Source organism: Burkholderia metallica (assembly GCF_001718555.1).
GTDB lineage: Bacteria > Pseudomonadota > Gammaproteobacteria > Burkholderiales > Burkholderiaceae > Burkholderia > Burkholderia metallica.
In genome coordinates this window covers 2,438,048-2,450,771 of sequence record NZ_CP013403.1, presented here as the reverse complement: position 1 = coordinate 2,450,771, position 12,724 = coordinate 2,438,048, and the positions used below count along the sequence as shown (strand labels likewise).

Here is a 12,724-nt window from a genome sequence, read left to right as displayed (position 1 = left end):
GCCGGCTGTTGCGCCAGCGTGCGCGATATCGATCATGAGCATGATGCGAACGGGAAACGAGGGCGATGGCGGATCTACTTGAAAGGGTGGAAAGGTACGGAGCGAATCACGAGGCGGTGACGGGGCGGCAGGCCTATTTCCTGGACGTCGCGGGAAGCGCCTCGGGCCGGGAATTGTCGGTGGTGTCGTTCACCGCGACCGAACGTATCGGCGATCCTTACCGGATCGTCATCGAGCTGACGCATCCGGACAGCCTCCTTCGCGGCGACTATCTCGGGCGCGACGCCACGTTCACCATCGCACCGGAAGATGGCACACGGTCGCGCGTGTTCGCCGGATGCGTGACGCACTTCGCAAAAACGAAGACGACGAAGGATTTCAGCCTTTACCGGCTGGTCGTCGAGGCGCACACCGCGCGTCTTCGGCTCGCACGCACGAGCCGCATCTATCAGCAACGGAGCGCACCGCAGATCATCGAGGCAATCCTGCGCCGCCATGGCTTCAAGGGGCACCAGTTCGCGTTCGCGCTGCGCCGCCAGTATCCGCAGCATGCATTTCGTTTCCAGTATCAGATGTCGGATCTGGCCTACATCGGCATGCTGATGCAGAAGGAAGGAATCTACAGCTACTTCACGCAGGGCAAGCATGGCGATGTGCTCGTGTTTGCCGACGACGTCGATCACTACGTCTACGCGCCGGAACTGAATGCGCGTTATCGGGAGACGGCCGGCCTGGAGGCCGGCGTCGAGGCCGTGTTCGCGCTCGAGATGCACGCGAAGACGGTTCCGCAATCGATTCTTGTCGCGGATTACAACCCGGATCAGGCCTGGGAGCGCTTCAAGGCGGATGCGAACGTGGCGAAGAAGGACGTCACGACTTACGGGCAAGCCTACGTTTACGGCACGCATCACCTGGATCAGGAGGGCGCGCGCTGGGAGGCGCAACTGCGTCACGAGGCGGAGATCGCATGGCAGGTGATCTACGAAGGCGAGAGCAACGTTCTCGAACTGCGGCCGGCGCGTGTGCTACGCGTCGACGAAGCGTTGCCGGATGCACCGACCGGCCAGGTCGTGGTTGAAACGGTTCACACGGGCGGGCGCGGGCGCGCCTATCGCAACACCTATCAGGCGATTCCCGCGGATCGCCGTATCAGGCTCAGGCTCGACGAGGCGGCGTGGCCGAAAATCAACGGCACGTTGAGCGCGCGCGTCACGTCGCCCGGCGACTACGACTATGCGTACCTCACGCAGCAGGGCCGCTACACGGTGCGCTTCGACCTCGACTTCGACGAATGGAATCCCGGCGGCGAGAGCGTGCCGCTGCGGCTTGCGAAGCCGTTCGCCGGCAGCCTGCAGACCGGCTTTCATTTTCCGGCGCTGCACGGCGACGAAGCCGTGGTGGCCTTTCGCGACGGCGATCCGGACAAGCCGTACCTGTCCCAGTTTCACCACCACAGCCAGGCGGTCGACCTCGTCACGAATCAGGATCGGTGGCTGTCGCGCAACGTGATCCGGACGCAGAGCAACAACAAGCTGCGGATGGAGGACTGGCGGGGATGCGAAGGCATCAAGCTGTCCACCGAGCATTCCGGCAAGAGCCAGCTCAATCTCGGTTATCTGGTCGATTCGAACAAGCAACGGCGCGGCGAAGGGTTCGAGCTTCGCACGTCGGGATACGGTGCGATTCGTGCCGGGAAGGGGCTGTTTGTCACCACCGACGATCGACCGAAAGCCGCCGGCGATCAACTCGACATGCAGGAGGCGCTCGCGCGTCTGAACGACGCGCAGGCCCGCATGGAAGGGCTGGCTCAGGCGGCGGCCGTCGCGCAGGCCGATGCGGCCGATGCCAGATCGATGCAGCAGGTGCTCCAGGACCAGATTCGCGATCTCAGGCAAGCGGTGATGCTGCTGTCGTCGAATGCGTCGATCACGACGGTTACGCCGGATACGCTGATTCACAGTGCCGGCGCCAATCTGACGATGACGGCCGGCGCCAATGCCGATATCGGCGTGCTGCGCAAGTTCACCGTTGCAGCCGGCGAGGCAGTCAGTCTGTTCGCGCAGAAGATGGGTATCAAGCTGTTTGCCGCGCGCGGCAAGGTGCGGCTCCAGGCGCAGCGCGACGAAATGGAGCTGACGTCGCAGCAGAACCTGACCGTGACCAGCAGCGACGGCCACGTGATCGTCCAGGCGGGCAAGTCGATCATGCTCACGGACGGCGGTGGCGCTTACATCAAGCTCGACAACGGCAACGTCACCATCGCATCGCCGAACAAGGTGACGATCCGCATGGCCGACTTCGCCTGGGACGGGCCGGACAGCGCGGCGGGAAAGCTGCCGGCGTTTGCCGTCTGCGCGGGGTCGAAGGCGGCGGCGTCGATCGCCGGTGAAAACAGCATGGCGTTGTCGTGATGGCGAATCCGCAAGCTACCGCCCACGTTTCGCGTTGCGAGCCGCCGGCACTTGCAAACGGCGGCTTTCTGCTGGTCGATCCCGATGCATTTTCCGACGTCGACATGATTGCCGCGCTGAACCCGACGCGGTGCAGCCCGACCAACTGGGGCAAGGATCCGGCCGGCCTGCCGGCGATCGTCGATCTCGGTCGGTGCGACGAATGGCAGATTGCGTGGCTGGCAGCGGTGCTCGACGCGGAGCACGCGAACCGGAAGCACACGCCGCTGATGGCGGCGGGAATCGGCGCGTATATCGACGCATCCGCGTCGCTCGATGCGCTCGTGGAGCACATCGCCGGTCTTCTCCTGGTGCTGCCGGTCAACCGGCACGGCAATCGCTCGCCCGGCGGCGCGCTGTGGCGTTTCTTCGACCCGCGCGTGTTTGCTCATCTGTGCTGGATGCTCGATTCCGACACGCTCGACGAACTGGTCGGGCCCGTGTCGAGCTGGTCGTTTCCCTGGCTGGATGGGTGGTTCAGATTCGACGTGAAAGTTCGGCATGCTGATGAGAACAGGCAGGCCCCTGTCGTGTTGTTCGAGGCGCGCGCAGGTGAGTTCCGGCGCATCGACGCTGCCGTATGGGCGCGGGCCCAGCGAATCGCGAGCATCAATCGGGTGGTCGCTTGCCTCGATAACCCGGAGGAACTCGACTGGCCGCAGCGGGTTGCGATCGCGTCGCGAATCGAATCGGCATTGACGGCGGCCGAGCACAGGCTGCATTGGCGCGACCGGGACGACTGCGTCCGCTATGCCGAGTACGCGGTGCGCTACGGCGCGGCGTTTCTCGATCATCCGAAGCTGGTCGACTGCTGGGCGCGGCTGGAAACCCGCGCCGCATCGATGGGCTGGGCCGACGTGATGGCTCTGCTGACGCCGGACGAGCATTGCGCGTTGTCCGGGTGCGTGACCGATGGCGATGGTGTAGCGCCGGATCGGCCATTTAAGAATCACTTTTCATTCGACGGGACCTGACATCGATGGCCGCTGCGACAGAACCGAAATGCGATCTTTGTGACAAGCACGGCTTGCTGCTGATGCCGGTGCGCTATGCGGTTGCGCCCGTCAGCAGCGGGCTGCCGGCGGTAAGCGCGCCATTGAAGGTCGAGGATGCGGCGCGTAGCGTGGGCAACGGCAAGCCGCAGAACCTGGCGATGCAGGGCGGCAGCGTGCGATACACGGCGCGGCTGCTGCGCAGCGGCTATCTGTATGTGTACGACGAGAAACGCGACCGGATGGACGCGTACTGGATCACGGAAGACGGCAACTATCTGCGCATCGCGCCGGAAGCCGCGGTGCCGGACTGCGCAAGATCGGCCAGGCCGTGCAACTTCACCGGGCATCGGGAACTGGCGGGCTGCATTGCGATTCCGGGCGCGCGCGACGCGGGCATCGTCTGGCTCGGGTATTCCGACGTGCAATGGACGCAGGCCGTGATCGACGCGCACAAAGGGGCGAACGGGAAGCGCCTGCGCGAACTGCACATGCGGGCGTTCGACGCGGGCGCGTGGGCGAACGCGCATCCAGGTATGACCGGAAAGAGCGCTTCGCGCGGGCGGGGCGCGGTTCCGCATGCGGTGCCGATGAGCGAGCTTGCGACGACCGTGGGCGAGTACGCGACGGCCAAATCCGTGCCGAACGGTTTCGCGCCGTCCTCCGCGCCCCGTTTCCATTTGCATGCGGGCAAGGCCGACGAGGTGCTGGCGGCGTGCAGCCGGCGCAGCCCGGAGCTGCTGGGTGCGATCGTCGCGGTGGACGATCCGGCCGGTGTCGCGCAGGACCTGGCCGCGCTGATCAACTGGCACAAGGAACGGTTGAACGATACGCGCGTGGAGAAGGAGAGGTACGGGGCCGGATATGGCCCGTATCCGACGACCTACCGGGACCTGGTCGCACTCGATGCGGCGATCAAGACTTTGCATGCGTCCAACGACGTGAAGGTCAAGAGGGAGGTGTTCCAGCAGGCGGACGATCTGGCGGACTACCTCAAGGTGAGTTACGAGGTTGCACGCGAGCATGGTCGGGCGATGGGAAGTGTGCCACCCAGGAATCCTGCGCGCGAGCAGGAACTGGACGCACTCATCCGGCACCCGTCGCCGGAACGGTGGGAGAACGCGCAGCAGAAATCGTGGAATGCGTTTCTGGACAAACTGAACGTCGACGCCTACGGCAAGTGGAAGACGGAATACGAGCAGGCGGAGAAAACGTTGCAGACGCAACATATCGAACCGTTGGCGAAGGCGCATGCGGCGTGGATGCAAAGCAACCAGCTCGCCAACAAGCTCGACTGCACGCACGACGGCAAGGATGCGCTGGCCGGTGACGTCTACGCAGAGACGCTGCAGCGCTGCATGGCGGCGACGCAGGAGATCGCCGGCTGCAGCGAAGTTTACGTGCGCTGGCTGAAGGGCGCGATCACGGACAAGACCAATTTGCTGCTGCGTGCGCTGGTGCTGCGTCAGGACGATCTGATCGAGGCACTCGCGGCCGCGCCGCTCGATCCGGAGGCGGTGCCGTGGAAGGCCCTGATGGATCGGTACGCACAGCGCTGCCAGGCGCTCATCAAATCGGACCCGGTCGCACAGGCCAAGGCGCGGATGAAGCAGGCGGCGGCGGACAAGGCCAGGGCGCAAGCGGAAGCCGCTCGCCGAGAGCTCTCTTTCGCGTCCGCGATGTCGTCGGGCGTGGCGCTGTTCGACAACCCGCTGAGGCGCGCTGTCGAACGGAAGGAAGCGGCGGCGAAATCGAGTCAGGCGCAAGCCGAGCAGGCGAAGCAGGAAGCCGCGCCGAAACTGTTGCCGGATTCGGTGGCGAACGTGCTGACGCAAATTGCCCGACCGTTGGCGGCGGTGTTGCGGGAGTTCAACGAGAACGCGGCGGAGAAGACGCTGGCGCGGTGGATGGCGGTCGTTGGCGTGGCGCTGAAGATGCCGGCGGGCACGGTGGAGATCAATGGAACGGCGCGGGACACGATCAAGACGCTGTCGAAACTGTTCATCGACAACCTGGTGGATGCGGGGGAGCAGGCGGGCAAGCCGCTGTCGGCGCAGCAGATGAGGCAATTGACGACGTTGGCGGAGCGGCAGGTGGTGGGGAGTTTTGCGAGCGGAAATCTGGCGTCGTTCGAGGCGCGGGCACGGGATGGGAACGTGAAGGCGCGGATGGTGGTGTTCATCAACGACGACATCCGAGAGGCACTGAAAGCGACGAGCGATCCGACGTTGAGGGTGAAGTTGCTGGCGGAGAAGGTGACGTCGCCGGGGAGTTTGCGTGAGTTCCGGTTGCTGCGGGCGAAGCTGGGGGCGTCGGTGTATGGGGCGGCGACGGAAGGCGCGCTGACGGCGATCGATGCGGTGTGCAAGTACGCGGGATGGAAGGCATTGCTGGAGAGCGAAAGGAAGGCGCTGTCGTTTCAGAAGACGCGGCAGCAGGATTGGCGGGAGACGCTGGGCGGCGCGCTGTTTGTGGGCGCGCTCGGTACCGGGGTGGGGAATGTGGCGAAGACGTACGGGACGTGGCGGAATCAGTACGCGACGGGGATGGCGGAGCGGGTGGCGGGCGGGAAGCTGGCGATGCGTGCGGATATTGCGCTGCGGGTGGTGGGGGGGATGGCTTCTGCGGTGTCGGGGGTGGTGGCGGTGATGGATGCAGTTGATGGCGTCGTGAGCGCCGCGCAATCGAAATGGGGACTGGCAATGCTCCAGTTTTTTTCCGGTGGAGTCGGAATTGCTGCAGCCATTGCTGGCGGTTGGGCTGCGTACTCAGTCGCGGGTGGCGGCACGATGGTTCTCGGTCTGAGTTTAACGGGATGGGGCTTGATTCTCGCTGTTGTGCTGGTGGGGGTAGGTATGGCGATCGAGTATGTGAAAGGCAACATTTTTTCTCAATGGCTTGAGAAAACCTACTGGGGCGTTCTGCCAATCTCAAGTCGTTACGGAGAGTCCAAAGTTGAGCAGGCAGATTTCAACAAGATGATGGCGGGAGCGTGATGTTTACGACGAGCAAGAAGCAGCGACCGCTTACTGAGCAGGACCGCGAGTGGCATTTGCCAGTTAAGCGTCGAGAGGCAGATCCGCATGCCTCAATGAGGGTGATCCGGTTGAACTCTACGTATCTGGAATTGGTTGACGGATACTACTCGAATCGCGGGTTAATGAGTTTTATAGGATTGCTGGCGGTAGGCGGATTTTTGTGGGCGATTTTTTCTCTTTGGGGTGTGGTGATTTTTAATAATTATTTGAATCCTGCGTGGAATAGAAGTGACGAATGGCAAATGCTAGTGGCGCTTGGGGTATGTTCAATTATATCGATTTCGGTGATTGCTGGAAGCACCGCATTTCTCATGAAAATCGGGGAATGGTTAAGATATGCGCATTATCCAATTCGCATAAATCGTAGGGCGCGCATGGTTTATGTTTTTCGCGGCGACGGAACAGTGCTGAAGGCGTCATGGGACGACGTATATTTCGCGTTGCGCGTGAACGCACAAGTTGCCGGCATTCGCACGTTCGGCATATGTGGGCTTGTGCTGAAGGATCCCGAGACCGTCGAAGAGATGTTCGTGTTCGGCTACGCATCCAGCAGCAAGGAATACTGCCTGCGCCACTGGGAGTTCATCCGCCGCTACATGGAAGAAGGGCCGCGCGCGGTACTCAACGCCCCCGGACTCGATCTCTATCTCCCGATCGCAGACAAGCGCGAGACGCTGTACCAGGGCTGGATACAACTGGTTTCGCACGATGCATGGAATCCGGTCTTCAAGTGGCTGATGTTCCCGTTCCACGTGCTGTTCTTCATCGGTCGTCTGGTGCACCACGCCACGAGCAAGGTGCCGAAATGGCCGGAGGACGTGGAAGCCGAGTGCCGCATTGAACCGGGTGACCCGTACATACGCGATTCGAGTCTGAATCCGCCGGCATATCGATAACGAGCGCGCAACCACAACCGCTCTGGCGAAACACCCCGACCCCGCGATCACCATTCGTCCCAATTGCCATTTCAACTCCATAGGAAACCAAAAAATGCCAAACGTCATCTACGTCGGCGACGCAACGAGCCACGGCGGCAAGGTGCTGACCGGCTCATCCCGCGTCAAGCTGCACGGCCGCGGTGCCGCGCGCAAGACCGACAAGGTTTCGTGCCCGCGTTGCGGCGACAACGAAATCGCCGAGGGCAACGCACGAATGCGCGATGGCGATCTGCCGCTCTCGTTCCATGGCCACAAGACTCGCTGTGGGGCCACGCTGATCGCATCGAGCAAGGTGACGGGCTGCGCGTGATGGCATTCGACCTCCAGAGGATCGGCCCGGAGCGCGACGTGCCGAGCATTCGGCCGGCCTGGCTGGCTTGTGCGCTGTTGTTCGTCATCCTGACAGGGGGCGGCGCATTTTGCGTCGTTCGCTTCTGGCCCGCTGGCGAACCCACGAACACGCCATGGTTCTGGTGTTGCGTCGTCGTGTTTCCGGCCATCGGCTGGTTGGTCCCGTTTCTCGCTTACCTCGGCGTCCTGCAGGCGCCGCGACGGCGTGCGATCGACTACAACGCAGCTCGGCAGCGTCATGTCGAGTCGGTTTGCCGCCGTGCCCGCGTTCCCCTTCACGTGCTCGGATCGGGATTCGTCTTTTCCGCGCAGGCTCACGACAACCGGGCCGATGCCGTCGTGGAGAAGCGACTCGCGCTGGCGCAGCAAGCCCGTTTCCCGGGGGATCATGAAGTCGTGGCGGCACGCTGGATCGAGCCGGAAGGGGAGGCATGGATACCCGAAGACGATCACGCGGATGCGCAGCGGCACCGTGCGTTGCTGAGCCACCTGTTCGACACGCTGCTTCGCGGGATCGCGCCCACGCTGCGGGCGATGCCCGAACGCACGCCATTGCGGATTCGGCTGGGCGTCGACACGTTGCTTTCGACACCCGAGATCGAGAACGCATGGCATGCCGGCTGGGCTGCGAATCGATTGCGCGCATCGGTCAAGCCCGAAATCGATACGACGGCGCCCGAACTGATCGCGGCCGATCGCTGGATAGACGGAAAAGACGACGAAGGGGCCGATGCGGTCGTCCTGCTGTGCGTCGTGCAACTCAACGCGTTGCTGAATGCGCGTCCGGCGGAAGGGGCAGCCGAAGCAGGCGTGATCCTGCTGCTGGCCTCGCAGTCGGTCACGGCGCGTACCCGGCTGACGACTCAGGCGCTGCTCTTTCGTCCGGAACGACGCGATGAGGCGACGCTGGCGCAGGGTGTGGCCCAGGCACTGCTCTGGGCACGCGTGCGTGGCCCGGAGCTGCTCGACCACTGGATGGCCGGCGGCGCGGAGACGCCGCTGAATCGCGCACTGGCGAGCGCTCTCGATGCATGGGGTGTCGGCGCGATGCAGACGCCGAACCTTGACGGCCAGCACGACATCGACCTGTGGATCGGCACGGCCGGCATGGCGGCGCCATGGCTGTGCGTCGCCTTGGCGCTGGAGCACGCGCGGGTTTCCGCACGAACGCAGCTGGTCAGCGTTGCCCACGCGGATCACGTGACGGTCGCGGTCGTCGCGCCGAGATTTTGACAGGAGCCGCGATGCGTTTGAATTACACACTGGCTGCTTTGTTCACGGCGCTGATCGGCGCGTCGCTTTTCGTGTTCGGCAAAGGTGAGCGGATCGGGCTGTCGACGATGAACGAGCGGCTGCTGGCCGTCTGCGCGCTGGCCCTGCTGTTCGTGATCGCGATTGTCGTTTATGCGTTGCTGGTTCGGCGCGCCGAACGCAAGGCCGCGATGCAGGCGGTCGGATCGGCCGAAATTGTCGATGCCGAGGCTGATGGCCGGCCGTCGGCACCGTCCGATCCGTTCGTCGGTCTGCGCAGTGCGTTGCGCGCCCGGTACGGGTTCCGCTGGCGCTACCGTCAGCCGTGGCTGTTGCTGACGGGTGATGATCCGACGATCGCCCGGCTGTTGCCGGAACTGGCGGAGTCCGGCTGGCTGCTTGCCGACGATGCGGTCGTGCTGTGGAGCCGGACAAGTGAGAACGGACTGCCCGACGAGGCGTGGCTGAAGCGCGTGGTTCGCTTGCGCCGTCGCCGGCCGGTGGATGCCGTCGTGTTGGCCGTCGACGGGATGGTGCCGCCGCCCGCGCCGCGCCGCGGCATTGATCGCGATGGCCTGAACCTCGCCCGCATCGCCGATACGTTGCGCTGGGCCGCGCCGGTGTACGTGCTCGACGTGGCCGATGCCGATTCGGCCGCCGGGAGCGGTGCATCGGTGGCGGGCGCCCGGATACCGCGTCCCGCCGACGCCGACGCGATCGGCGCCGCGCTCGATACCGTGCGCAGGCGCCTTGCCGATCTTGCCGTGGCGCAACTGGCACGGAATGCTGCGGATACCTGGGCGGCGACGCTGTCGGCGCGACTCGACACACGCATTGCCCAGCTGGCAGGCTGGATGGCCGGCCTGTCCGGCAATGATGCCCATTCGGCGATCGGAAGGTTTCAGCGCAGGCAGCAGGTCGAAGGTGTGTTTTTCGTAGGCTGTCCGAATGCCGCGCACGACCCGCGCATCGCGCGCGACGTCGGTGAGCCGTTGTGGCGTTATCTCGGTGACGCCGCGCGGGCCGTACCGGGCCGTCGGGTTGGCTGGCACCCGGTGACCGCGTGGTCGATCGTCGCCTTCACGGCACTGGGCCTGTGGACGGCGGGGATGCTGGTGTCCGGCGTGTCGAACGCGCGCGAGGTGCTGCGGACGAAGCAGGTGCTCCGCACGCTGGACGCAGCGCCGGATCCCGCGGCGCGGCTGCGCGCATTGCTGGCGCTGCAGCAGCGTATCGCCTTCTACGAAAGCCGGACGCGGGAGCGCACGCCGCTGATGTCGCGGTTCGGCATGAACCGCGATCGCGAAATGCTCGCGGCGCTGTGGCAACCCTATGCGCGGACGAGCCGTCAGGTACTGGTCACGCCGGTTCAGCAGAACCTCGAGGCCATGCTCGTCGATCTCGGCCAGATGCAGACCGAACAGGTCGACGACCGGACCAGTCGCCTGGCATTCACCGGCCACGAAGCGCTCAAGACCTACCTGATGCTGGCCGAGCCGGCGCGCGCCGATGCGACCTTCATGACCCCGCAGATGGTTCGCTATTGGAGCACGGGCGCGAGTCTCCGTCCGGGGGAAAAGCTCGACCTGTCCGGGCGGCTGCTGGGCTTTTATGCCGATCGCCTGAAGGCGCACGACGACTGGCGCATCCGCGCGCGCACGGACCTCGTCAATGGTGCGCGCCAGACGCTGCTGGCGGTCATCGGCGTGAAGAATTCGGAAGATACGATCTACCGGGGCGTCATCGAAGCAGCGGGCAACCGCTACCCGGACCAGACACTCGCGTCGCTCACGGCCGGCACTGACACGCGCGGGCTGCTGCGGGCCACGGTGTCGGTACCGGGTACCTTTACCCGGCAGGCCTACGACGGCGCGATCGCGGCGGCGATCGAGGAGGCCGCGACGCGCAACGAGGCCGCGCACGACTGGGTGCTGGCGGAGCACCCGGTTCGCCATGCGCCGGAGCAGCCGGCGGCCGACCTGAAGGCCGCGCTCACCCGCCGTTATTTCGACGACTACGCGGATCGCTGGCAGGGCTTCATGAACGGGTTGCAATGGGAGCCGGCGCCGACGCTGCCGTCCTCGATCCAGCAGCTCAGGCTGATGGCCGATACGCGGCAGTCGCCGGTGATCGCGCTGATGAAGTCGCTCGAGTATCAGGCAGGAGCGGGGGCGCTGAAGGCGTCGCTGTCCGATACGCTGGTCGACAAGGCCCAGCAGATATTCGGGGGGAAGATCGACGGGCCGCAGATGGCGAAGCCCGATCCCGCCGGGCCGTTGGGCGCGTCGTTCGGCCCCGTGCTGCGCATCGTCGCGCAAGGCGACGACGGCGGCGGCAACGACCTGAGCTTGCAGCGCTTCATGGATCGCGTGACGACGCTGCGCCTGAAACTCCAGCAGATCAACGATAGCCCCGATGCCGACGCGCGGGCGAGGGAGGCAGCGCAATCGCTGTTCCAGGGGCGCGGATCGGAACTGGCCGATACGCACGCCTATGCGCAGCTGATCGCGGCGAGCCTGGGCGCGCAGTGGGCCGGCATGGGCGAAGCGCTCTTCGTGCGACCGGTCGCGCAGGCGACGCAAACGGTGATGCAGCCGGCTCAGGCCAGCCTGAACGACGCATGGCGGAGGACGATCGTCGCGACCTGGAATCGCTCGTTCGCCGGCCGTTACCCGTTTGCGAATACCGGTAACGATGCATCGATTCCCGAACTTGCCCGGTTCCTGCGCCCGCAGGGCGGGCTGATCGGTGCGTTCCTCGGTTCGCAGCTTGCGGGCGTGCTCGAATTGCAGGGCGATCAGTGGGTGCCGGCATCGGCCGGTGGAACGGCCGTGCGCTTCGATCCGGATTTCCTGAAGGCGATGAACCTACTGCAGCGCATGGCGGGCCATCTGCTCGCGCAGGGTGAGCCGCAATATCGTTTCGACCTGCGGCCGGTGCCGACCGTGGGCGTGACCGAAACGACGCTCATGCTCGACGGCCAGCGCATGCATTACTACAACCAGCAGGAAACATGGCAGCCGATGACGTGGCCGTCGAACCGGACGCAGGGGCTCGGTACGTCGTTGCAATGGCAGACCGAATCGGCCGGCGCGAACAAGCAATTCGAATTTGGCGGCCGCTGGGGATGGATTCGCATGCTCGAACGGGCTCGTGTGCAGCCGATCGACAGCGCGACCTTTCTGCTGACGTGGCAGGCCGTTCCGGATACGCGTGCGCCACGAGCGGGGCGGGGGCCGATAGCTGCGGCTGGCGCAGGCGCGCAGGAAGCCGGTGGCGTCGAGCGTGACGAGCGTGACGAGGGTGACGAAACCGCCGTGGCAGAGCGTGCCGACAGCCTGACGACACAGGAACCGCTGGTGCCGCCTTCCCCCGATGTCGTGTATCCGTTGAGCGTCGTGTTGCGCACGGACGTGGGCAAGGGGCCGCTGGAGTTGCTGACGCTGCGGCAATTTGTGCTGCCGTCGCGCATCTTCGCCGCGCGAGGGCCGGCTGCGGGCAAGTCGACTGCGCGATCGGCGCGGGCCGACGGCCCCCCGCCGCTGCCGAGCGCGTTCATCGATGCGGCAAAGCATGCCGGCACGCCGCTGCCGGAAGGCAGGCGGCCGCTATGAACGTCATCAGAAAGGTATCGGCGCGCATCGTGCTCGTGTACGCGGCCGAAGCGCGTCTCATCCAACCCAACGGTATCGCGAGATCGAGTC

At 64.9% G+C, this 12,724-nt stretch carries 7 protein-coding genes; all 7 read left to right on the top strand.

Annotated features, from left to right (window positions below):
* Positions 1-65 precede the first annotated feature (65 nt).
* On the top strand, positions 66-2,411 hold the full coding sequence (locus WJ16_RS30375; RefSeq protein ID WP_084636135.1) for a type VI secretion system Vgr family protein: 2,346 nt from the start codon (positions 66-68) through the stop codon (positions 2,409-2,411).
* The gene (locus WJ16_RS30370) at positions 2,411-3,424 is read left to right on the top strand and encodes a hypothetical protein (protein WP_069260666.1); all 1,014 of its coding nucleotides are present in this window, start codon (positions 2,411-2,413) and stop codon (positions 3,422-3,424) included. Before WJ16_RS30375 ends, WJ16_RS30370 begins: the two co-directional genes overlap by 1 nt.
* Positions 3,425-3,429: 5 nt before the next feature.
* Positions 3,430-6,438, top strand: coding sequence for a T6SS effector BTH_I2691 family protein (locus WJ16_RS30365; protein ID WP_069260665.1), 3,009 nt, complete (start codon positions 3,430-3,432; stop codon positions 6,436-6,438).
* On the top strand, positions 6,438-7,376 hold the full coding sequence (locus tag WJ16_RS35145) for a DUF6708 domain-containing protein (protein ID WP_076606031.1): 939 nt from the start codon (positions 6,438-6,440) through the stop codon (positions 7,374-7,376). Before WJ16_RS30365 ends, WJ16_RS35145 begins: the two co-directional genes overlap by 1 nt.
* Positions 7,377-7,470: 94 nt before the next feature.
* Positions 7,471-7,728: a PAAR domain-containing protein gene (locus tag WJ16_RS30355; RefSeq protein WP_069260663.1), complete on the top strand. Its 258-nt coding sequence runs from the start codon at positions 7,471-7,473 to the stop codon at positions 7,726-7,728.
* Positions 7,728-9,002 (top strand): hypothetical protein, encoded by a 1,275-nt coding sequence (locus tag WJ16_RS30350; protein WP_069260662.1) that lies wholly within the window; start codon positions 7,728-7,730, stop codon positions 9,000-9,002. Before WJ16_RS30355 ends, WJ16_RS30350 begins: the two co-directional genes overlap by 1 nt.
* Positions 9,003-9,013: 11 nt before the next feature.
* Positions 9,014-12,634: an ImcF-related family protein gene (locus WJ16_RS30345; RefSeq protein ID WP_084636133.1), complete on the top strand. Its 3,621-nt coding sequence runs from the start codon at positions 9,014-9,016 to the stop codon at positions 12,632-12,634.
* The last annotated feature ends 90 nt before the right edge of the window (positions 12,635-12,724 follow it).